The organism is Mycobacterium decipiens, assembly GCF_963853665.1.
Lineage (GTDB): Bacteria > Actinomycetota > Actinomycetes > Mycobacteriales > Mycobacteriaceae > Mycobacterium > Mycobacterium decipiens.
This window is the reverse complement of the sequence record NZ_OY970459.1, coordinates 3,158,764-3,181,108: the sequence shown is the minus strand read 5'-3', so window position 1 is coordinate 3,181,108 and position 22,345 is coordinate 3,158,764. Positions and strand designations below refer to the sequence as shown.

Here is a 22,345-nt window from a genome sequence, read left to right as displayed (position 1 = left end):
CGGGCTTTGCGCTACGGTCGTGTTCGTGGCCAAACCCGCGACGCAGCGACCGAAGTTGCCCAGCGTCGGCCGGCTCGGATTGATCGACCCCCCCGCGGGTGAACGACTGGCTCAGCTGGGTTGGGATCAGCAAGACGATCAGGCGCATGTCGACCTGCTGTGGGCGTTGTCGCGCGCCCCGGACGCCGACGCCGCGCTACGCGCGTTGGTCCGGTTGTCGGAGAATCCAGACACCGGATGGGACGAGCTCAACGCGGCTCTGCTGCGCGAACGTGGTCTGCGTGGGCGGCTGTTCGCGGTGCTGGGCTCGTCGCTGACGTTGGGCGATCACCTGGTCGCCCATCCGCAGTCTTGGAAATTGCTGCGGGGCAAGGTCACGCTGCCTTCCCATGATCAGCTGCAGCAGTCGTTCGTCGAGTGCGTCGAGGAATCGGCGGGTACGCCGGGCTCGTACGTGCACGGATTGCGCACCCTGTACCGCAACTACATGTTGGTGCTGGCCGCCCTGGACCTGGCCGCGACGGTCGAGGACGAACCGGTGTTGCCATTCACCGTGGTGGCCGCCTGCCTGGCGGACGCGGCGGACGCCGCACTGGCGGCGGCGCTGCGAGCGGCCGAGGCGACCGTGTGCGGACACCAGCCGCCACCGCGTCTGGCGGTCATCGCGATGGGCAAGTGCGGTGCGCGCGAACTGAACTACGTCAGCGACGTCGATGTTATCTTCGTCGCCGAGCGCGCCGACCCCCTCAACGCGCGCGTTGCTAGCGAGATGATGCGGGTGGCCTCGGCGGCCTTTTTCGACGTGGACGCCGCCCTGCGCCCGGAGGGCCGCAACGGCGAGCTGGTCCGCACGCTCGAGTCGCACATCGCCTACTACCAGCGCTGGGCCAAGACCTGGGAGTTCCAGGCACTGCTGAAAGCACGCCCAGTTGTAGGCGACGCGGAACTCGGCGAGCGTTACCTGGCCGCCTTGATGCCGATGGTGTGGAGGGCCTGCGAGCGCGAAGACTTCGTGGTTGAGGTGCAGGCCATGCGGCGGCGCGTGGAGCGGTTGGTGCCCGCAGATGTCCGTGGCCGCGAACTCAAACTCGGCAGCGGCGGATTGCGGGACGTGGAGTTCGCCGTGCAGCTCCTGCAGCTGGTCCACGCGCGCAGCGACGAGTCGCTTCGGGTGGCGTCCACGGTGGACGCGTTGGCGGCGCTGGGCGAAGGCGGTTACATCGGGCGGGAGGACGCCGCGAACATGACCGCTTCCTATGAGTTCCTCAGGCTGCTCGAGCATCGCCTGCAGTTGCAGCGCCTCAAGCGCACCCATCTGCTTCCCGATCCCGAAGACGAAGAGGCGGTGCGCTGGCTGGCGCGCGCCGCCCATATCCGGCCCGACGGTCGAAATGATGCGGCCGGGGTGTTGCGCGACGAGCTCAAAAAGCAGAACGTGCGCGTATCCCGGCTACACGCCAAGCTCTTCTATCAGCCGTTGCTGGAGTCGATCGGCCCGACCGGGCTGGAAATCGCCCACGGCATGACGTTGGAGGCCGCGGAGCGCCGGCTGGCCGCGCTGGGCTACGAGGGGCCGCAGACCGCGTTGAAGCACATGTCGGCGCTGGTCAATCAAAGCGGCCGGCGCGGACGGGTGCAGTCGGTGCTGCTGCCGAGACTGCTGGACTGGATGTCATATTCCCCGGACCCCGACGGCGGTCTGCTGGCTTACCGGCGGCTCAGCGAGGCGCTGGCCGCCGAAAGCTGGTACCTGGCCACGCTGCGCGACAAGCCCGCGGTGGCCAAGCGCCTCATGCACGTGCTGGGTACCTCGGCGTACGTGCCGGAGCTGTTGATGCGCGCGCCGCGGGTCATCCAGCAGTACGGGGACGGGCCGGTGGGCCCCAAGCTGCTGGAGACCGAGCCCGCTGCGGTGGCTCGGGCGCTGATCGCCTCCGCGAGCCGCTACCCCGACCCGAAGCGGGCTATTGCCGGCGCGCGCACGCTGCGCCGTCGCGAGCTGGCCCGTATCGCTTCGGCGGATCTGCTCGGCTTGCTCGAGGTCACCGAGGTGTGCCGGGCGTTGACGTCGGTGTGGGTGGCCGTGCTGCAGGCCGCGCTGGACGCGATGATCCGGGCCAACCTCCCCGACGACGGTCGCGCCCCGGCGGTCATCGCGGTCATCGGCATGGGCCGGCTGGGTGGTGCCGAGTTGGGCTACGGGTCGGATGCCGACGTGATGTTCGTCTGCGAGCCGGCCAGCGGTTTCGAAGATGCGCAGGCGGTGAAATGGTCGACATCGATCGCCGAGCAGGTTCGGGCACTGCTGGGTACACCCAGCGTTGACCCGCCGTTGGAGCTCGACATCAACCTGCGTCCCGAGGGCCGTAACGGTCCGCTGGTCCGGACGCTCGGGTCCTACGCCGCGTACTACCAGCAGTGGGCACAGCCATGGGAGATCCAGGCACTGCTGCGCGCACACGCGGTCGCCGGTGATGCCGACCTGGGCCAGCGGTTCCTGCTGATGGTCGACAAGACGCGGTATCCGCCCGACGGCGTGTCCGCAGAGGCGGTGCACGAGATTCGCCGCATCAAGGCCCGCATCGAGTCCGAGCGGTTGCCGCGCGGCGCCGACCCCAACACCCACACCAAACTGGGTCGCGGGGGACTGGCCGACATCGAATGGACCGTGCAACTGGTGCAACTGCGGCACGCGCATGAGCTTCCGACGCTGCATAACACCTCGACGCTGCAATCCCTGGATGCCATCGCCGCCGCCGACCTGGTTCCGGCGGCCGACGTGGACTTGCTCCGGCAGGCCTGGCTGACCGCCACCCGGGCCCGCAACGCGTTGGTGTTGGTCCGCGGCAAAGCCACCGACCAGCTGCCGGGACCCGGACGCCAGCTCAATGCGGTCGCGGTCGCCGCGGGCTGGCGAAGCGACGACGGTGGGGAGTTCCTGGACAACTATCTGCGGGTGACGCGGCGCGCAAAGGCGGTCGTGCGCAAAGTGTTCGGGAGCTGAGTCAGGAGGCTGGTTTGCTTGGACGCCACGTTCGAGGCCTTAAGCGAAGCGGAGCTCGGCCGGGTGATGGCGTCCTATGCCCCGTTGACCGAGGCAGTTCGGGACCTCATTGAAGCCACCATCAGGACGCAGGCTGACGATGATGTCGTCCGGGACGCGACGACCGCGATCGAAGCGGTGACCCGATCACTGCGCAGTCAACGGGTTCGGCCCCTCGGCGTGAGCTATCACGTTGACGGCCGTCCGTTGCCATTGGGCAACGCCGCGGCTGGCCAATGCAACCCGATAGCCCCACCGTTGGTTGTCCATCACGAAGAGGACGGGCGGTGCTGGAGCGAGTTCACCCTGGGCGTGCCCTACGAAGGTCCGCCTGGCCTGGTGCACGGCGGTGTGTGTGCTCTGGTGCTTGACCACATGCTGGGCGAGGCGGCCAGTCAGGGCCTGACCAAACCGCTGTTCACCGGAACCCTCACGGGTAGATACCTGCGCGGCACTCCGCTGGGACCGATTCGCGCCGAAGCATTTGTCGAACGCATCGATGGCGTCAAGGCCTTTGCGCGCGGCCATCTCTCGGACGCAGCGGGGGTCACCGTCGAAGCGGAGGGGGTCTTCATCAAGCCGGCGTGGGCACGGAATGTCGAATGAAGTTCTACATCAGCAGCGCCTTCCTGAACACCTCCGAGATCATCGAGATCGCCAAGGCCGCCGACGATCTCGGTTACGACGGCATCGGGATACCCGACCACGTCGTCAATCTGGAGACCCTAACCACCCCGTATCCCTACACCAAGGACGGGCAACGACGGTGGCAGCCCTTCACCGACTGGCCCGATCCTTGGGTGATGGTCGGCGCGCTTGCCCAGCTCACCACGCGGCTGCGGTTCGTTACCACCGTCTACATTCCCGCGATGCGCAACCCATACTCGGCCGCGAAAGCGATTGGTACCGCGGCAGTCTTGGCCCATGGCCGGGTGGAGCTCGGTATCGGCGTCGGCTGGTGCCAGGAGGAGTTCGCCTTGATGGGCGAGCAGTTCACGGCCCGCGGGAAACGCACGGACGAGATTGTCGAGTTGATGCGGGCGCTGTGGGAACCGGGTTGGACGGAATTCGACGGCGAGTTCTACCGGACGCCGCGGCTGGAGATGCAGCCCACCCCGCCGCCGATACCGATCTATGTCGGTGGGCTCAGCGATATCGCGTTGCGCCGTGCTGCCCGCCATGACGGCTGGATCGGGGACTTGATCAAGACCGATCGCGCCATCGCGGCGGCCGGCCGGCTCCGTGAGTTGCGCCTGGAAAACGGTTTGCCACTAGAAGGTTTCACCATTCTGGTGCCGCTCACCGACGCCTTCAACGTCGCCGACTATCGGCGCGCCGAAAAGGCGGGTATCACCGGCGTCCTCACCATGCCATGGATGTTCTATGCCGGGCCGGGGGCTACCTTGGCCGAAAAGATCGACGGCATGCGGCGCTTTCGCAAGAACCTCGCGCCGGACGGCTAGCCGATGGCGCACGTCGGCGATAACACGCCGAAAAGCAGAACGGCGCATGAAACAGACAACCCGCTCGGTGATCGGTGAAATGATCGCCAAGCGGGTTGCTGCACCCGGTCTAGACGTTCCTAAACGTCATTAAACATCGTAGTAGAGCGCGAACTCGTACGGGTGCGGCCGGATGTTGACCGGCTCGATCTCGTTCTCGCGCTTGAAACTGATCCACGTCTCGATCAGGTCGTTGGTGAACACGCCTCCCTCGGTGAGGTATTCGTGGTCCGCCTCCAGCCGGTCGATCACCGCGGTCAGCGAGGTCGGGGCCTGCGGGATGTTCGCGGCCTCTTCCGGCGGCAGCTCGTAGAGGTCCTTGTCGACCGGCGCCTGCGGCTCGATCTTGTTCTTGATGCCGTCCAGGCCCGCCATCAGCATGGCGGAGAAGGCCAGGTACGGGTTGCCCGAGGCGTCCGGGCAGCGGAACTCGAGCCGCTTGGCCTTCGGATTGCTGCCGGTGATCGGGATGCGCACACACGCCGACCGGTTGCGCTGGCTGTAGACCAGGTTGATCGGGGCCTCGTAGCCGGGAACCAGCCGCTTGTAGGAGTTCACCGTCGGGTTGGTGAAGGCCAGCAGCGACGGCGCGTGGTGCAGCAGGCCGCCGATATAGTGGCGGGCCGTATCCGACAGACCGGCATAGCCTGTCTCGTCGTACATCAGCGGACTGCCGTCCTTCCACAGCGACTGGTGGCAGTGCATCCCAGACCCGTTGTCGCCGAAGAGCGGCTTGGGCATGAACGTGACGGTCTTGCCGTTCTGCCACGCGGTGTTCTTGACGATGTATTTGTACAGCTGCATATCGTCGGCCGCATGTAGCAGCGAGTTGAACTTGTAGTTGATCTCGGCCTGCCCGCCGCTGCCCACCTCATGGTGGCCCTTCTCCAAGATGAAGCCGGCGTTGATCAGGTGGGTGAGCATCTTGTCGCGCAGATCAACGTACTGGTCGTTGGGGGCCACCGGGAAGTACCCGCCCTTGTGGCGGACCTTGTAGCCCCGGTTCGGGCTACCGTCGGCCTCAGTCGGCGAGCCAGTGTTCCACCACCCCGAGATCGCGTCCACCTCGTAGAACGAGCTGTTGGCACTCGAGTCGAAGGTCACCGAGTCGAAGATGTAGAACTCGGCCTCGGCGCCGAAGTATGCGGTGTCGGCGATGCCGGTACTGATCAGGTAGTTCTCGGCCTTGCGGGCGATGTTGCGCGGATCGCGGGAGTACGGCTCTAGGGTGAACGGGTCGTGCACGAAGAAGTTGATGTTCAGCGTCTTCGCCTCACGGAACGGGTCGATGCGCGCGGTGGCGGGATCGGGAAGCAGCAGCATGTCGGACTCGTGGATCGATTGGAACCCGCGAATCGACGAGCCGTCAAAGGCCAAGCCGTCGTCGAACACGCTCTGGTCAAACGCCGAGGCCGGAATCGTGAAGTGCTGCATGATGCCGGGCAGGTCACAGAACCGGACGTCGATGTATTCGACCTTCTCGTCCTTGGCGAGCCTGAAGACGTCGTCGGGCGTCTTTTCCGTCACAGAATGCTCCTTTACTTGGTGATCCGCGGCCGACGCTATGGAGCCGATATTGCCCGTCAGTCAACCCCGTGTTGCGCAGACGTTACTGACCATGCCGCCCACGGCCGTCGCCGGGTCACCCCCGGGCCTATTGTGGGGCCATGGTCGGCAAAATCGTAACTGGTGGGCGATTGGGGCCCTGGGGGCCGTCCCGTAGGCCGTCCCGTAGATCGTGGGACGGCAAGCCGAGCCGGGCCGTCGGACCAGGACGATGACCGCGCAATCACCTACCGGGTATCCCGGCAAGGAGCTTGGCCTACCGCACCAGGGGCCGGGTTCGCTGGCTGCAATGGGGCGCCGGCTGGCAGCATTGTTGATCGACTGGCTGATCGCCTACGGTCTGGCGTTGCTGGGCGTGAAATTCGGCGTCTTGTCGGCGGCCATGCTGTCGACGGTCATCCTGGTGATTTGGCTGGTGCTCGGGGTGGCGGCGGTGCGCCTGTTCGGATTCACACCCGGCCAGTTGGTGCTGGGTCTCGTGGTGGTGCCGGTGGACGGCCGGCTGCCGGTGGGGATCGGCCGCTTGGTGGCGCGGGGCCTGCTGATCGGGCTGGTGGTCCCGCCGCTGTTCACCGACTCGGACGGGCGCGGTTTGCACGATCGGCTTACCGGCACGGCGGTGGTGCGACGCTGACGTCTGCATTGTCGCCGGCGGGTCGGTATTGCGCCGCTTCTCCTCAGCCCGCTGCGCGGGCTGCATCGTCGCCGGCGGTCCAATTTTGCGCCGCTTCTCCTCAGCCCGCTGCGCGGGCTGCATCGTCGCCGGCGGTCCAATTTTGCGCCGCTTCTCCTCAGCCCGCTGCGCGGGCTGCATCGTCGCCGGCGCGTCGGTATGGCGCTACTTGCGGCGGACCGTGCGCTGAACGCTGCGCATCTTGGCGGTGGTGGGGAGCGGTCCCTTCGGAATGACGCCCGCCCCGGCCCGCGAACCCAGCGCGGCCAGTCGAGACTCCAGTGCGTCCATCTGCTTGGCGGTTATATTGGCCGGAAGGCGGGTGAGGTGGCGCTCCAACTTGGCCAGCGGAATCTCGCCGTCGCCGTTGCCGACGATTACGTCGTAAATCGGTACGTCCCCGACCAGTCGCGCGGTGCGCTTTTTTTCCTGGGCCAGCAGGGGTTTGATCCGGGCGGCCGATCCCTCGGCGACGAAGATTACACCGGGCCGTCCGATCACCCGGTGCACGGCGTCGAGGTGGCCGGTGGCGGCCACACCGGGCGTCACCCGCCACTTGCCCCGCAGGTTTTCCAGCGCCCAGGCGGCCGCGCCGGTTTGGCCTTCGGCTTTGCGGTAGACCGTTCGCTGGGCACGCCGGCCGAAGATGACGAACGCCACCAGCGCGCCCAGCAACACACCCAGCGGGATTAGCGTGAATGTGGTGAACCCGCCAGCCCACACGCCGACCGCCACCGACGCGCCCACGATCAGCAAGAAAGCACCAATCATGTAGGGCAGCAGGCGCTTGTCCTCCTTGCGCTGCAAGGTGAACGCCTGCCACAGCTGTTTGCGGCGTTGGCGAGCGGCAGCCCTGCGCGCGGCGTTTGCCTGCGCTTTGGCGGCCTTGTTTTCAGCGGAATTTCGGGGTTTCGCCATAATCTTCAAGAATACGTAAACGCTGGCTAGCGGGCGGCCGAGGCTCGTGAGGTACGCGCCTGCTCGTAGAGCCGGCCCGCGCGGTATGACGATCTAACCAGGGGCCCGGCCAACACTCCGGCGAAGCCCAGCCCCTCGGCGAATTGCGCGAACTCGACGAACTCCTCGGGCTTGACCCAGCGCTCGACGGGGTGGTGGCGTGCCGACGGCCGCAGGTACTGGGTGATGGTGATGATGTCGCAGCCGGCATCATGCAGCTCGGCCAGGGCGGTGCGCACCTCGTCGGGGGTTTCACCCAGGCCGAGGATGAGGTTGCTCTTGGTGACCAGGCCGAAGTCGCGCGCCGCGGTGAGCACACCCAGGCTGCGCTGGTAGGTGAAGGCCGGCCGGATTCGCTTGAAGATGCGGGGCACGGTTTCGACGTTGTGTGCCAATACTTCCGGGTGGGACTCGAAGACCTCGGCCAGCCGGGTGGGCTCGCCGTTGAAGTCGGGAATCAGCAGCTCGACGCCGGTCGAGGGGTTGAGTTCCTTGATGGCGCGCACGGTCGCGGCGTACAGCCAGGCCCCGCCGTCGGGCAGGTCGTCGCGGGCGACACCGGTGACGGTGGCATAGCGCAGGCCCATCGTCCGCACGCTCTCGGCGACCCGGCGTGGCTCGTCGCGGTCCAGCTCGGCGGGCTTTCCGGTATCGATCTGGCAGAAGTCGCAGCGGCGGGTGCACTGGTCACCGCCGATCAGGAAGGTGGCTTCGCGGTCCTCCCAGCATTCGAAGATGTTGGGGCAGCCGGCCGCTTCGCAGACGGTGTGCAGGCCCTCTCGCCGGACCAGGTTCTTCAGCTCGGTGTACTCCGGTCCCATCCGTGCTCGGGTACGGATCCACGGCGGTTTGCGCTCGATCGGGGTCTGCGCATTGCGCACCTCCAGGCGCAGCAAACGCCGGCCTGACGGAGCCGCAGGGCCGGCGACATCGGGCTTCCGAGCGACAGTCACAGCGCTGATGCTACGCGGGCGACGGGATGCTCCGTTTGGCGGCGAGGTGCGCCGGAACGGCGGACGGTGGGGGCGCCGCCCGTTCGCGGGGGAGCGCCGGGTACGTGGTCTCGGACTGCCAGGACATCATCCAGTGCGGCGCAGACGGCGTCGGCGACCGCGGAGCGGACCTCGGCGACGGAAACGGTGCGTCCGAGTTCGGCGGACAGCGACGTCACCCCGGCATCGGCGATGCCGCACGGCACGATGGCGGCGAACGCGCTCAGATCGCAATCGCAGTTGAGCGCAAACCCGTGCAGCGTCGTCGCCCGCGACACCCGCACACCGATGGCGGCGACCTTGCGTGCCGGCTGCCCGGCGCAGGCCGGTAGCCACACGCCTGACCGGCCGTCGACCCGGCCGGCGTCCAGGCCCAGGTCTGTGCACACCGCGATCAGCGATTCCTCAAGACGCCGAACGTAATTGACCACATCGAGGGGCTCGACCAGCCCAATGATCGGATAGCCGACTAGTTGCCCTGGACCATGCCAGGTGATCTTGCCGCCGCGGTCGGTGTCGACGACGGGGGTGCCGTCGGTCGGTCGTTCATGCGGTTGGGTCCGCCGTCCAGCGGTGTAGACCGCGGGGTGTTCCAGCAGCAGCAGCGTGTCGGTGCTGCCGGCGACCCTGGCGTCGGCGAGCTCTCGCTGCAGCTGCCAAGCGGCCCCGTAGCCGACCGTCCCCAGCTGGCGAATCTCGACCGCGGCCAGGCTTGACCGGATAGAACCCGTCATACCGACGAGGCTACCGGGCACCGGAGGTCAGCAGCTGACCGCAGTCCACCGACCCCATCTAGCACCGCGCCCGCCGCGGCCGCCTGATCTCGCGCAGCGTAGCGATCAGATGGCCCTGCTTGGCAGTTGGTGTCGGCCGGCGCGCTCATAGCTCACCGCTGCCCTGGCGAAGGACTGTCTCCGGGTCTTCCGTTTTCAGGCTTGCTTTGATCTGGTCCATCTTCGCCATTAGGTAGCGCGCCTTGGTCAAGATCGCCTCGGCTTCGGCGCCCGGGATTACAACGGCCGTCGAGCCTTTGGCGAAGATCACATCGTTCGGAACCACGGTGACGCCGCCGACCGCAACCGGAACATCGGCCAGATAGGGTTGGATCTCGTTGCCGCCCCCGTGCACCGTCTCCCCATGGCAGTAGGTTGCGAAGCCGTAGCTGTTCAGTTCCTCGTAGTCGCGCAGCATGCCGTCGGCGAGAATGCCTGCCATGCCAAGGTTTTCGACGCGGCTGAGCTTCGTTCCGCCACCCAGCGAGGTCCGGTTGTAGCCGTTGGACGCCATCACCAGCACGGCGCCTTTCGGGTCACGCTCGTCGATGGCGCGATAAATCGCTGGACCGAGGCTGTGTTTCTGTGGATCCATCAGATCTTTGCGCACTGGCAAAAAGGAAATGGTCAGCGCCGGACCGATGAGTACCCGCTTCGGGTCTGGGCTGTCGAGTTCGACGATGTGCGCGCGATGCGCGTGCGTCATCATCATGGCGTCGACGACGTCGGCGACGCCCAGGCCATTCACTAGCTCCACCAGTTGCATGTGTTCGTCCACCCTTGCACCGCTTGACCTTTTCTAGGATTGATGGCCATTCGTCGCCATCACCTTCATCGTTTCGGATTCCAGGCTTGACGTCGTAGTCGACTACCCGGACGACCTCTGTTTCAATGTCCGGCTCATGGGCCTTTAGCCGGTCGACAAGCAGATCGCAGAGCGCCTCGGTGTTCGAGACTTCCGGTCCCTTTTTCAGGGTGCAGTTCAGAAAGAGCGCGTACAGAGGCCCTTCCCGCTTCATCTGGTGGAATATCGAGAATGCCACGCGTTTTCTCCTGTGTTGAGACGGCAGTCGGCTCCGGCAGACTCGGTCAATCGTGGCCGGACCGCGTGGTGGCGTAGCCGAGTGCTTCGCCAATGGTGTTGTGGTGGAACTGAAATCCGGCTTGCTCCAGCGCTGAGGGGATGGCGCGCTGGCCAATGAGCAACCCCTCGTCGGCGAACTCGCCAAACGCCGCGCGTACCGCGAAGCTTGGCAACATCAGCGGGGTAGGGCGGTTGGCGGCGCGGCCGAAGGCGGTGGTGAACTCGGCGTTGGTGACGGGTGCCGGCCCGGTCAAGTTCACTGGGCCGGACAGGGTGGGGTGCGCGATCGTGAACTGTAGTGCCCGCACCTCGTCCTCAAGGCTGATCCACGACATATATTGGCGGCCGCTGCCCAGCCGCGCGCCCAAGCCCACCGAGAAAAGGGGCCGCATGCGCCGCAACATACCCCCCACCGGGGCCAGCACCACCCCGATGCGGGCCAGCACCACGCGGGTACCGCTGTATTGGGCCGGCAGCGTGGCGGCTTCCCAGTCCGCGCACAGCTGGGCAAGGAAACCTGTTCCCGCCGAGTCGTTTTCGTCGACCACACGGTCCTTGGTGTTTCCGTAGTAGCCCACCGCGCTGGCGTTGATCAGAGTACCGACGCCGGCGTCGGCGACCGCGGCGGACAGCACCTCGGTGGGTCCGATCCGGCTGTCTCGCAGGCTCTGCTTGAAAGCCCCCGACCACCGACGCTCGGCGATGTTGACGCCGCACAAGTTGACGACGGCGTCGACATCGGTCAGCGTGTGCGGATCGAACTCGCCGCTCTCGGGATTCCAATGCAGTTCTTCGGAATTCGCAGGTGCCCGGCGCACAATGCGCAGTACCGTGTGGTCGGCCGCACGCAGGGCCGCGGTCAGAGCAGAACCGATCAGGCCGGACGAACCCGCTATCGCGACAACGGCTTTGGCCATCACAGTCCCAAATCGGCCTCGAACGCTCCCTCCTCGAGGCGGTGCTTAATCGTGGTCAGGAAACGTCCGGCATCGGCGCCGTCGATGAGTCGATGGTCATAGGTCAGCGGGAGGTAGCACACTGAGCGCACCCCGATCGACTCGTTGCCGCTGTCATCGACGACCACCCGGGGCCGTTTGACGATGGCGCCGGTGCCTAGCATCGCGGCCTGCGGCGGAACCAGGATCGGGGTGTCGAACAACGCGCCCTGGCTGCCGATATTGGTGATGGTGAAGGTGCCGCCCGACAATTCGTCGGGCTTCAGGTTGGCCGACCGGGCACGGGCCGCGATATCGGCGATGGCACGCGCCAGGCCGGCCAGTGACAGGTCGCCTGCGTCGTGGATGACCGGGGAGAGCAGGCCCTGCTCGGTGTCGACCGCGAATCCCAGGTGCTCGGCGTCGTAGTAGGTGATCTCTTTGGTGTCCTCGTTGTAGCTGGCGTTGATGTTCGGGTGAATCTTGAGGGCGTCGATCACGGCTTTGGCGAAGAACGGCAGGAAGGTCAGGTTCACGCCCTCGCGCTCGGCGAATGTCGCCTTGGCCCGGGCCCGCAGGCCCACGATCTTGGTCATGTCGACTTCGTGGGTCTGGGTGAGCTGTGCGGTGGCCTGCAGAGATTCGCGGGTCTTGTTGGCGGTGATCTGACGGATCCGGTTGGCCTTCTGCGTGGTTCCCCGCAGATGCGCCATCGCTGGCGCAGGGGTGGGCGGCGCTTTCGGAGCCGGCGCAGCGGCGGGGGCCGCGCCAGATGGTGCGTCGGCGGGTGCCTTCCCAACGCCTTCTTTCTGCCGCTTCTTTCGGTCCGCGGCAGCTAGCACGTCCTGTTTGCGGATCCGACCCCCCACGCCGGTGCCGGTCACCTCAGCGAGGTCGATGTTGTTCTCGGAGGCCAGCTTTCGTACCAGCGGCGTCACGTACGGCGCGCCCTCGGCTGCACCGCTTGGCCGGGCCGCCGGCTGGGGTTGTGCGGGTTCGGTCTTGCCGGCTGGCGCCGGCTCGGGTGCGGGCTTGGCTGCGGGAGCCGCCTTGGCCGCGGGCTCGTGTTTCGGTTCGGGCTCTGGCTGGGACTCGGGCTTGGGCTTGGGGCCAGGCGCGGCGCTGCTGTCGGCAGCGGCACCGATCCGGGCCAACTCGCCGCCGACCTGGACCGTGGCGTCCTCATCGGCGGTAATGCTGACCAGGACCCCGGCAACTGGTGACGGGATCTCCGTGTCCACCTTGTCGGTGGACACCTCCACCAGGGGCTCGTCAATCTGAACCGAATCCCCAACCTTCTTCAGCCACCGAGTCACCGTCCCCTCGGTCACCGACTCGCCGAGCTCTGGCATCAGCACCGGTTTCGCATCGCCACCAGCAGGCGCTCCGGCTGCCGCTCGGGCCGGCGCTGCTTCGGGTTCGGGCTCGGGCTGGGCCTCCGGCTTCGGCTGCGACGTCGGCTGAGCCCGGGCCTCAGGTTCCTTCTCGGCTGCCGGGGCCGCCTCCTCCTCGCCATCCTTGGTGTCGCCAATGACGGCGAGTTCACCGCCGACCTCGACCGTGTCGTCCTCCTGGGCGACGATCTTGGTCAGCACACCCGCGGCCGGTGACGGGATTTCGGTGTCGACCTTGTCGGTGGACACCTCCACGAGGGGCTCGTCGAGTTCGACCGTGTCGCCTTCTTGTTTGAGCCAGCGGGTTACCGTTCCCTCGGTGACGCTCTCACCGAGTGCCGGCATCTGGACTGAGAAGGCCATCTCTGTTGACTCCTGGATCGGTCGTCGGTCGGCACAAGTCGACCTAGGGCTTTATCACGCGCACGTACACCGGGCGGGGGACCCGGTTAGATGTCGAAAACCTATCCTGTCACTGCGCTCGGGGCGCCCCGCATCCAGGGCGCGGCGGGTTGGGGGGCTGGGCGGCCGCCGCCGATAGCCCAGCAGGGAAATCGGGGCAGTCGACCGCCCTTGCTACGGTTTGGGCGACTGGTAGCAACATCTAAGTCGCGGGTGGGCGGAGGTCCGATGCCGGCAACACAACAGATATCCCAGGGGTTCGTCGACAGCCCGGATGGCGTTCGCCTCGCGGTGTACGAAGAAGGCAACCCCGAGGGCCCGACCGTCGTGCTGGTGCATGGGTTTCCGGACTCGCATGTGCTGTGGGACGGTGTCGTTCCGCGGCTGGCCGACCGGTTCCGGATCGTTCGCTACGACAACCGTGGTGTCGGCGGCTCGTCGGTGCCCAAACCCGTGTCGGCCTACACCATGGCCCATTTCGCCGACGACTTCGCCGCGATCATCGGCGAGCTGAGTCCCGGTGAGCCGGTGCATGTGCTGGCCCACGATTGGGGTTCGGTGGGGGTGTGGGAGTACCTGACCCGGCCCGGTGCCAGCGATCGGGTCGCCTCGTTCACGTCGGTGTCGGGGCCCAGTCAGGACCACTTGGTCAACTACGTGTACGGCGGTCTGCGGCGGCCCTGGCGTCCGCGAACCTTTGTGCGGTCGATCAGCCAGGCACTGCGGTTGAGCTACATGGCATTGTTCTCGATACCCGTGCTGACGCCGCTGCTGCTTCGGGTGGCGCTGTCGAGCGCGGCCGTCCGGCGCAACATGGTCGACAACATCCCCGCCCACCAGATCCATCACTCGAACAAGCTGGCCAGCGACGCCGCCCACGCGGTGAAGACTTACCCCGCCAACTACTTTCGTGCATTCTCCGGTAAACGACGCCGTAGCGGCGCTATTCAGATTGTCGACGTGCCGGTGCAGCTCATCGTCAACACCAACGATCCCTACGTTCGGCCCTACGGATACGACGAGACGGCGCGCTGGGTGCCACGGCTGTGGCGGCGTGACATCAGAGCTGGCCACTTTTCGCCGATGTCACACCCGCAGGTGATGGCGGCCGCGGTGCACGACTTCGCCGACCTGGCCGAAGGCCGCCCGCCGAGCCGCGCACTGCTGCGCGCGCAGATCGGCCGGCCCCGCGGGTACTTCGGCGACACCCTCGTGGCGGTTACCGGGGCGGGCAGCGGCATCGGCCGAGAGACCGCGATTGCCTTCGCGGCCGACGGCGCGGAGGTCGTGATCAGCGACATCGACGAGGCCACCGTCAAGGACACCGCGGCCGAAATTGCCGCCCGCGGCGGCGTCGCGCACGCCTATGTGCTCGACGTGTCCGACCCCGACGCGGTCGAGGCCTTCGCCGAGCGGGTCAGCGCCGAACACGGCATCCCGGACATCGTGGTCAACAACGCCGGCATCGGGCAGGCCGGGCGGTTCCTGGACACCCCGGCCGAACAGTTCAACCGGGTGTTGGATGTCAACCTTGGCGGCGTGGTAAATGGCTGCCGGGCTTTTGGCCGGCGTTTGGTGGAGCGCGGGACCGGCGGGCACATCGTCAATGTGTCGTCGATGGCCGCTTACGCGCCGCTGCAGTCGCTCAGCGCGTACTGCACCTCCAAGGCAGCGACCTACATGTTCTCTGACTGCCTGCGGGCCGAACTCGATGCCGCGGGGGTCGGACTGACCACGGTCTGCCCCGGTGTCATCAACACCAACATCATCGCCACCACCGGCTTTCACGCGCCCGGGAAGGACGATGAAAAGGTGGACGGCCGGCGGGGGCAGCTCGACAGGATGTTCGCGCTGCGCCGTTACGGGCCGGACAAGGTCGCCGACGCGATCGTGTCGGCGGTCAAGAAGAACAAACCGATCCGACCGGTCGCGCCGGAGGCATATGCGCTCTACGGCGTTTCCCGGGTGCTGCCGCAGGCACTGCGCAGCACCGCGCGCATGCGGGTGATCTAACCCGTCCCCGCCGGCGCTCCTTCGGTCCGTCGAGCCAGCAGCGCCCCGCCGATCACGACTACCCCGATGACCGTCAACGGTATGGTCCACGTGCGCCGGCTGGTCACCGCCGACTGGCACTGAGCCACAAAGTCGGTATGGGGGATAAGTTGGTTGAGGATCGGAATGTTGGCCACGCTCTTATCGTTGGCGTTCCGTGCCGCCGAAAGATCCACAGCGATCCCGTTTCCGCAGGAAACCGAACCGCGATCGCCGTCGGACACCGACACCGGCACCAATAGCCCGATCACACCGGCCAGCAGAAGCAAGGCCCCCATCGCGATGATCAACCTTCGCACAGTCACAACTTGCCTCCCTGTACTTTCAATCTGTAAGGGGTTAGCCGTGACACGGTCGGCTTAAACCTGGTGGCAGCCGCCTATCCGTTCGTCGCGATGTCCTCGAGGACCGCGAACATGGTGCGGGTCGGCACGCCGGTAGCCCCTTTGGGCGTGTAGCCCCAGGCGCCGCTGGTGTTGTAGGCCGGGCCGGCCACATCGATGTGCGCCCAATCCACCGAGTCGGCGACGAACTCACGCAAGAACACCCCGGCCACCAACATGCCGGCGAAGCGCTGCCCGCTCACGTTGGCCAGGTCGGCCACCGTGGACTTCAGATCGTCCTTGAGTTCGTCGGGTAGCGGCATGGGCCAGCCGTTCTCACCCACCCGCTGCGAGATCGCAGCCACCCGGTCGCGAAACTCGTCGCTGCCCATCACGCCCGGTATGCGGGCACCCAGCGCCACCGTCTGAGCACCGGTCAGCGTGGACGTCTCGATCAAGTAGTCCGGGTTGTCCTCGCAAGCCCGAACGATGGCGTCGGCCAGGATGAGCCGGCCCTCCGCGTCGGTGTTGAGCACTTCGACCGTCGTACCGCCGTACTGAGTCAGCACGTCGCCCGGACGCTGCGCCGTCGCCGACGGCATGTTCTCGGCCATCGGCACCGTGGCGATGACGTCGATCGGAAGCTCCAGTCGCGCCGCCAGCGACACGGTCGCGATGACCGCGGCCGCACCGCCCATATCCGAGGTCATGTGGTGCATTGACGCTGCCGGTTTGATCGAGATCCCGCCGGTATCGAAGGTTATCCCCTTGCCGACCAGCGCCACCTTCTTGGCCTGCTTGGCCTGTTTGGCTTTGGCCAGCCGTGATCCCCGATGGATCAACCGCACCAGTCGTGGCGGCCGCGACGAGCCCTGGCCGACACCGATCACGCCGCCGTAACCGGCCTTCTTCAGTGCCTTGTCGTCGAGAACCTCCACTTCGAGGCCGACTGATTCGCCTAAAGCCCTTGCACGCTTAGCGAACTCGTCGGGGAACAGGTGGCTTGGGGGAGTGTTGACGAAGTCGCGTGCGGTGGCGACCGCGGCCGCGACGGCCGCACCGTGCGCGCTCTGCTTCTTGGCGTCTTTGGCACTGCAGAGCACGGTGATCTTGCGCAGTCCAGCGTCTTTCGGCGCCGTCTTGTCACTGCGGAAGGCGCTGAACCGGTAGCTGCCCAGGATCAGGCCCTCAACGGTGGCCGAGCAGACACCGTCACCAGGCAATCCGGTCAGCGTGGTGAGCACCGCCTCCGAACTGCCGAGTGCCCGCGCGGCCACACCGGCGGCGCGACGGATGGTATCGGCCGGCCACTCGTACCGGGGTTTGCCCAGGCCGACCGTCAGCACGCTGCCCACCGGCAACGACGGCACCGCCAGCCGGTGCACCTGTTCACTGGCGCCGGTGGCGTCCAGCGCCCGCAGGCCGGCCTCGATTTCAGCGACCGCATCGGCGGGCAAGAAGGGTTCGGCCGAGGCGAGGACCGCGCCGGGCCGATCGTCGTCGCCGGTCGAAAAGACCGGCACGATCAGCACCGCAGAATCCACCCCGCGTTTGGGTATCGATGTGGCGACGTGAATGGAGGGGGATAGGTAACCCGGTTCGGTGGTCACGGGCAACCACCCTAATCACTGCGGGTGGTGGCTGGCTCGTCAGTGTCCTTCGAATGCGGGTTGTGGTGCAGCTCAAAGGCCGGCACTGGGGCATTAAAGCCCTTCAGCGGCAACGGGCCATGGGCGGTCGCGGGCCAGTCTGGCAGTTTGCCGCGGAGTTCGGCTGCGGCAAGGATCTGCCCCGGTGCTGCGGCCGCCACGAGTCGCGCGGCCAGGTTGACCGGGTTGCCGAAGTAGTCCCCGTTGATGGCCAGCACCGTGCCATACGCGAGACCGGCACGGACCTGCATTTGGGCCTCGTGCGCGCTCGGATGATTGACGAGATCCACCGCGACCCGCACCAGCCGCTCGGGTGACGAACTCACCCACATCACGGCGTCGCCGATGAATTTCACCACCCGGCCGCCGTCGGCATGCACCACGTCCGCGACGGCGGCGCCGAATTCGTTGAGCAGGTCCTGCAACTGCGCTGGGGTGAGCGCCTGGGTCAATACCGTGAAGCTGGACAGGTCCGCAAAGCCGATGCCGCACGTCACGCTTGCCGACGTGTCGCGAATGACGCCCTCGAAGTACGTTCGTGCGCTAGTCAGGTGGTGGCGGTGGACGGTGTCGATCAGGGCCCCGATCCGGGGGACGAACTCCGCGGCGGTGCGATACGCCCGTGCCGTGGCGAGTTCGTTGTGGGTGTGCGTCATTTGGATGTTCGGTGACGAGGCGCGGATCATCGTCGACTCGGCCTCGGCGAGTCGGGCCATGGCGGCGCCGAGCACTCGCAGCAGGCCGAATGCGCCATCCTCACCCACCAGCGTCTTCAGCGCGACCCATGTCGTCAGGGCGTCGACGTCGGCCCGGCTCAGTGCAGGAATGTCGGGACCGGCGACGGTCAGCCCGAGCAACGCCCACGCGTGGGCGACCTCCTCGGCTGACAAGCCAAGCTCCTCGGCCGCGGTCTGCAAGGTGTAGATCGGGGGCCCGGACCATTGCAGGACATCACCAGCAAGCCCGAACAGCCGGCCGCGACGTTCGGCTTCAACCATCTCGTCGACCGTGAAGCCAAGCTCGTCGAGGTATTTGAGCAAACCGGCCCGCTCGCGCGCGTTAGCGATTCCGGCGGCCTCGAGCGCTTCGAAGTCCAGGGAATCGCCCACCTGCCTAAGTGTGCCAGCAGAGACGCCGGTTAGGGTGGGACGCCGTGAGCGATGTGCAAGAGCTAATTCAGGGACCGCTACAAGACCGCCATCGCGAGTTGGGCGCAAGTTTCGCCGAGTTCGGTGGCTGGCTGATGCCCGTTTCGTATGCCGGGACCGTCAGCGAGCACAATGCCACCCGCAACGCAGTCGGTCTGTTCGATGTCAGCCACCTGGGCAAAGCATTGGTTCGCGGACCGGGTGCTGCCCAGTTCGTCAACTCCGCACTGACCAACGACCTGAACCGCATCGGGCCGGGCAAGGCGCAATACACGTTGTGCTGCACCGAGTCCGGTGGGGTCATCGATGACCTGATCGCCTACTACGTCGGCGAGGACGAGATCTTTCTGGTGCCCAACGCCACCAACACCGCCGCGGTGGTCGCCGCGCTGCAGGCAGCCGCGCCGAGCGGTCTGACGATCACCAACTTGCATCGCTCCTATGCGGTGCTGGCGGTGCAGGGGCCACGTTCGACCGAGGTGCTCACCTCATTGGGGCTGCCCACCGACATGGACTACATGGGCTATGCCGATGCCTCGTGCTCTGGTGTGTCGGTGCGCGTCTGCCGCACGGGGTACACCGGTGAGCACGGCTACGAACTGCTGCCGCCGTGGGAGTCCGCCGGCGTGGTGTTCGACGCACTGGTGGCCGCGGTATCAGCGGCCGGCGGCGAACCCGCCGGCCTAGGCGCACGCGACACGCTGCGCACCGAAATGGGTTATCCGCTGCACGGGCACGAACTTTCGCTGGACATCTCGCCGCTGCAGGCCCGATGCGGTTGGGCGGTCGGCTGGAAGAAGGACGCCTTCTTTGGCCGCGACGCATTATTGGCCGAGAAGGCTGCCGGGCCGCGGCGACTGCTGCGGGGGCTGCGCATGGTCGGCCGCGGTGTATTGCGCCCCGGCCTGTCAGTGCTTGCCGGGGACACGACGGTCGGGGTCACCACGTCGGGAACGTTTTCTCCGACGTTGCAGGCCGGCATCGGGCTGGCACTGATCGATAGCGACGCGGGCGTCGAAGACGGCCAGCAAATCAGTGTCGACGTCCGCGGCCGCGCTGTCGAATGCGAAGTGGTGCGGCCGCCATTTGTCGCCGTGAAAACGCGGTGACCGAGCGCTCGGTGGCATCCGTGACTGCAAAACCCGTTCGCACGTCGATATAGAATCGGCCCCATGACCAGCGGCTCGCTTGAGTTCACGGTGTCACGCGCGGATAATCCGGCTACCGATGCGCAGCGTGAGTCGATCCTGCGCGAGCCGGGCTTCGGCAAATACCACACCGACCATATGGTGTCGATCGACTACGCCGAGGGCCAGGGTTGGCACAACGCTCGGCTCATCCCTTACGGCCCGATCGAGCTGGATCCCTCGGCGATCGTGCTGCACTACGCACAGGAGGTGTTCGAAGGGCTCAAGGCCTACCGCTGGGCGGACGGATCCATCGTGTCGTTTCGCGCCGACGCCAACGCGGCCAGGTTGCGCTCGTCGGCGCGGCGGCTAGCGATTCCCGAATTGCCCGACGCGGTGTTCATCGAATCCCTGCGCCAGCTGATCGCTGTCGACAACGCGTGGGTGCCCAGCGCCGGCGGCGAGGAGGCGCTGTATCTGCGGCCATTCATCTTCGCCACCGAGCCGGGACTTGGCGTGCGGCCGGCCACCCGGTACCGCTACCTGTTGATCGCCTCGCCGGCGGGTGCGTACTTCAAGGGCGGCATCGCCCCGGTCAGCGTCTGGGTGTCGACGGAGTATGTCCGGGCGTGCCCAGGGGGCACCGGTGCGGCCAAGTTCGGCGGCAACTACGCAGCCTCATTGCTGGCTCAGGCCGAAGCCGCCGAGAACGGATGCGACCAGGTGGTGTGGCTGGACGCCGTGGAACGCCGCTACGTCGAAGAGATGGGTGGGATGAACATCTTCTTCGTGCTCGGCAGTGGCGGATCGGCGCGGTTGGTCACCCCGGAGTTGTCCGGCTCACTGCTACCCGGCATCACCCGGGACTCGTTGCTGCAGCTGGCTATTGATGCTGGATTCGCGGTCGAGGAACGTAAGATCGACATCGCCGAGTGGCAGAAGAAGGCCGCCGCTGGCGAACTCACCGAGGTGTTTGCGTGTGGCACCGCCGCCGTCATCACCCCGATCGCGCGGGTGAAGCACGGTGCCAGTGAGTTCACCGTCGCCGACGGTCAGCCGGGTGAGGTGACGATGGCGTTACGCGATACCCTGACCGGAATCCAGCGGGGCACCTTCGCGGACACCCACGGCTGGATGGCGCGGCTGGGATAGCGCGATAGCGGGTTTGCCGGGCTCTGGACGGCGCGCCGTAGAGCGGCAGCCTGGCCTGTTGGGGGGTAGCGCGGGCCGGCGGCTGTCCCATACCCGTCGGAACTGTCGGCCATGAACCCGATGGCCGCCGGCGAGATAGTCGGACAGCGTCGGACGGCCATCGCTGGGGATGGGGTTGAGCACAACCGCGCGGTCCCCGCCAACCGGCGGCGGGACTGGTTGCTGCGGTTGCAACGTGGCGGTGTGCCCAGCGGTGCGCGCCGGCACCCGGACTCGGGTCGGTGCGCGCAGACTCGCGACCGCGGCGACGACGGCCAGCATCAGCACGACGACAACCGGCCAGACCGTGGCGTGCTTCTGCGCAATTCCGCCGAGCACACCTCCGAGCACCGTAGATTCGACGGCCGCCAACGTCGATCCAAAGCAGATCAGAGTCGCGCGATGCCGCTCGTTGGCAAATAAGCTGATCCACGATATCGACGCGGCAACCACCGTCTGAGCGGCGATCGTAGCCAGGAGGAACGCCGTGCCGTACGCCCACATGTGGACCCACTGCCCGCACGACTCGGCCACGATGCACAGCAGCGCGGAGGTGGCGCTCAACAATGCACTGCCCAGCAACATGCCGCGCACGCCGAACAGGCGGTTTACCTGCCGCCACAGCAGCGAACCGACCACCAATCCGATGCTGGAAAGGATCACCAGCACGTGCAGACTGTCGCTGGACTGGGCGGCGCGCAGGCTGAAGAACGTGGTGCCCAGACTGATCGGAACGAACAACAGGTAAGTCATCGCATACCGGCGAAACCACGGCTGGGAGCGGGCGACCGCGAAGCCCTGCCGGTAGATCTCCCGCAGTGGCATTCGGGTGGTGGCGGTGGCGGACACGCCCTGCATCGGGCCGACGAACAGCGCCGCAATGCCGGCGCAAACCAGACCCGCGGCGCCCAGCCACAGCAGACCGTGATACCGCGCCATCTCATTGCCACGGGCCAGCATCGGCACAATCACCAGCGTGCCGGCGGTGGCCAGCACCGACCCAACCGCGCCTTGGGTGAGCAGCAGCTCACCCCGCCGCAGCACAGACAACTTGTTGGAGATCATGTCGGTGTAGGCGACGCTGGAGACCCCGGTGACGACACCAAGGGCCGTTGCCGTCACGAAGAAAACACCCGCGATGACCGCTGGCGTCCAGGGGAACGCGGTGTTGCAAACCACCAGCGCTGCCGATGTCACCGATATCGCCGCCATCAGCAGGTGCCGTTGCCGGCCCGCGCGCTGCAGTATCAGTGGCGATGCCGAGTTCCCCAGAATGGCGCCGATGCAAAACGCCGGAAACAAGAGCCCAGCAACCCACATAAGGCCCTGATGTGCGCAGATGACGGGTAGCACCACGGCACCGCTGCCCAGCTGCATCCCGGCCGTGTAGAGACTGCCCTGGGCCACCAGCCGCCCGAATGGGTTCCGTGGCGTGGACGCGTCCTTGAACAGCCGTGATACGGGCATAGCTGAAAATGTTATATGTGCGGTGCGGCCAAAAGCGATCCGCCAATCGGACGTATTCGGCTGAATT

Annotated in this window: 18 protein-coding genes; 7 read left to right on the top strand and 11 right to left on the bottom strand. The window is 66.5% G+C overall.

Annotated features, from left to right (window positions below; genetic code table 11):
• Nucleotides 1-19: 19 nt before the first annotated feature.
• The 3 genes from AADZ55_RS13930 to AADZ55_RS13920 are packed head-to-tail and all read left to right on the top strand — an operon-like array spanning nucleotide 20 to nucleotide 4,506.
• On the top strand, nucleotides 20-3,004 hold the full coding sequence (locus AADZ55_RS13930; RefSeq protein WP_085324286.1) for a bifunctional [glutamine synthetase] adenylyltransferase/[glutamine synthetase]-adenylyl-L-tyrosine phosphorylase: 2,985 nt from the start codon (nucleotides 20-22) through the stop codon (nucleotides 3,002-3,004).
• 18 nt (nucleotides 3,005-3,022) lie between these two features.
• Nucleotides 3,023-3,649, top strand: a complete 627-nt coding sequence (locus AADZ55_RS13925) for a PaaI family thioesterase (protein ID WP_085324285.1) — start codon at nucleotides 3,023-3,025, stop codon at nucleotides 3,647-3,649.
• Nucleotides 3,646-4,506: a TIGR03619 family F420-dependent LLM class oxidoreductase gene (locus tag AADZ55_RS13920; protein WP_085324284.1), complete on the top strand. Its 861-nt coding sequence runs from the start codon at nucleotides 3,646-3,648 to the stop codon at nucleotides 4,504-4,506. The genes AADZ55_RS13925 and AADZ55_RS13920 overlap by 4 nt, the downstream gene beginning before the upstream one ends.
• A gap of 129 nt (nucleotides 4,507-4,635) precedes the next feature.
• On the opposite strand, the gene glnA is transcribed toward AADZ55_RS13920, so the two are convergent.
• Nucleotides 4,636-6,072, bottom strand: coding sequence for a type I glutamate--ammonia ligase (gene glnA / locus AADZ55_RS13915; protein ID WP_085324283.1), 1,437 nt, complete (start codon nucleotides 6,070-6,072; stop codon nucleotides 4,636-4,638).
• A 250-nt stretch (nucleotides 6,073-6,322) separates the two neighbouring features.
• Between glnA and AADZ55_RS13910 the strand changes: the two genes are divergently transcribed.
• On the top strand, nucleotides 6,323-6,745 hold the full coding sequence (locus AADZ55_RS13910; RefSeq protein ID WP_085324282.1) for an RDD family protein: 423 nt from the start codon (nucleotides 6,323-6,325) through the stop codon (nucleotides 6,743-6,745).
• Between the two features lie 204 nt (nucleotides 6,746-6,949).
• Here the strand turns inward: AADZ55_RS13910 and AADZ55_RS13905 are convergent, their stop codons facing one another.
• The 6 genes from AADZ55_RS13905 to sucB form a co-directional block, all read right to left on the bottom strand.
• Complete coding sequence (locus tag AADZ55_RS13905; protein ID WP_085324281.1) at nucleotides 6,950-7,702, bottom strand: DUF4191 domain-containing protein; 753 nt, start codon at nucleotides 7,700-7,702, stop codon at nucleotides 6,950-6,952.
• A 26-nt stretch (nucleotides 7,703-7,728) separates the two neighbouring features.
• Nucleotides 7,729-8,694, bottom strand: a complete 966-nt coding sequence (lipA, locus tag AADZ55_RS13900) for a lipoyl synthase (protein WP_085324280.1) — start codon at nucleotides 8,692-8,694, stop codon at nucleotides 7,729-7,731.
• Entirely contained in the window at nucleotides 8,691-9,467 is a 777-nt protein-coding gene (gene lipB, locus AADZ55_RS13895) for a lipoyl(octanoyl) transferase LipB (RefSeq protein WP_085324279.1), read from the bottom strand. Before lipB ends, lipA begins: the two co-directional genes overlap by 4 nt.
• 145 nt (nucleotides 9,468-9,612) lie before the next feature.
• Nucleotides 9,613-10,272, bottom strand: a complete 660-nt coding sequence (locus AADZ55_RS13890) for an RraA family protein (RefSeq protein WP_085324368.1) — start codon at nucleotides 10,270-10,272, stop codon at nucleotides 9,613-9,615.
• A 323-nt stretch (nucleotides 10,273-10,595) separates the two neighbouring features.
• On the bottom strand, nucleotides 10,596-11,507 hold the full coding sequence (locus tag AADZ55_RS13885; protein ID WP_085324278.1) for a TIGR01777 family oxidoreductase: 912 nt from the start codon (nucleotides 11,505-11,507) through the stop codon (nucleotides 10,596-10,598).
• Nucleotides 11,507-13,282 (bottom strand): 2-oxoglutarate dehydrogenase, E2 component, dihydrolipoamide succinyltransferase, encoded by a 1,776-nt coding sequence (gene sucB, locus AADZ55_RS13880; RefSeq protein ID WP_085324277.1) that lies wholly within the window; start codon nucleotides 13,280-13,282, stop codon nucleotides 11,507-11,509. The genes AADZ55_RS13885 and sucB overlap by 1 nt, the downstream gene beginning before the upstream one ends.
• Before the next feature lie 267 nt (nucleotides 13,283-13,549).
• Here sucB and AADZ55_RS13875 point away from each other — a divergent pair, with 267 nt between their 5' ends.
• The gene (locus AADZ55_RS13875; protein ID WP_085324276.1) at nucleotides 13,550-15,334 is read left to right on the top strand and encodes an SDR family oxidoreductase; all 1,785 of its coding nucleotides are present in this window, start codon (nucleotides 13,550-13,552) and stop codon (nucleotides 15,332-15,334) included.
• On the opposite strand, the gene AADZ55_RS13870 is transcribed toward AADZ55_RS13875, so the two are convergent.
• The 3 genes from AADZ55_RS13870 to AADZ55_RS13860 form a co-directional block, all read right to left on the bottom strand.
• Nucleotides 15,331-15,678: an aminopeptidase gene (locus AADZ55_RS13870; protein WP_085324275.1), complete on the bottom strand. Its 348-nt coding sequence runs from the start codon at nucleotides 15,676-15,678 to the stop codon at nucleotides 15,331-15,333. The two genes, AADZ55_RS13875 and AADZ55_RS13870, sit on opposite strands and share 4 nt — an antisense overlap.
• A gap of 74 nt (nucleotides 15,679-15,752) precedes the next feature.
• Nucleotides 15,753-17,306, bottom strand: coding sequence for a leucyl aminopeptidase (locus tag AADZ55_RS13865; protein ID WP_085324274.1), 1,554 nt, complete (start codon nucleotides 17,304-17,306; stop codon nucleotides 15,753-15,755).
• A gap of 11 nt (nucleotides 17,307-17,317) precedes the next feature.
• The gene (locus AADZ55_RS13860; protein ID WP_085324273.1) at nucleotides 17,318-18,454 is read right to left on the bottom strand and encodes an adenylate/guanylate cyclase domain-containing protein; all 1,137 of its coding nucleotides are present in this window, start codon (nucleotides 18,452-18,454) and stop codon (nucleotides 17,318-17,320) included.
• Nucleotides 18,455-18,498: 44 nt separating this feature from the next.
• On the opposite strand from AADZ55_RS13860, the gene gcvT reads away from it, so the two are divergent.
• Both gcvT and AADZ55_RS13850 read left to right on the top strand, forming a co-directional pair.
• A complete protein-coding gene (gene gcvT, locus AADZ55_RS13855) occupies nucleotides 18,499-19,602 on the top strand; it encodes a glycine cleavage system aminomethyltransferase GcvT (protein WP_207569042.1) in 1,104 nt (367 codons plus the stop codon).
• Nucleotides 19,603-19,665: 63 nt separating this feature from the next.
• Entirely contained in the window at nucleotides 19,666-20,772 is a 1,107-nt protein-coding gene (locus AADZ55_RS13850) for a branched-chain amino acid aminotransferase (RefSeq protein WP_085324271.1), read from the top strand.
• On the opposite strand, the gene AADZ55_RS13845 is transcribed toward AADZ55_RS13850, so the two are convergent.
• Complete coding sequence (locus AADZ55_RS13845) at nucleotides 20,698-22,278, bottom strand: MFS transporter (RefSeq protein ID WP_085324270.1); 1,581 nt, start codon at nucleotides 22,276-22,278, stop codon at nucleotides 20,698-20,700. The genes AADZ55_RS13850 and AADZ55_RS13845 overlap by 75 nt on opposite strands.
• Nucleotides 22,279-22,345 lie beyond the last annotated feature (67 nt).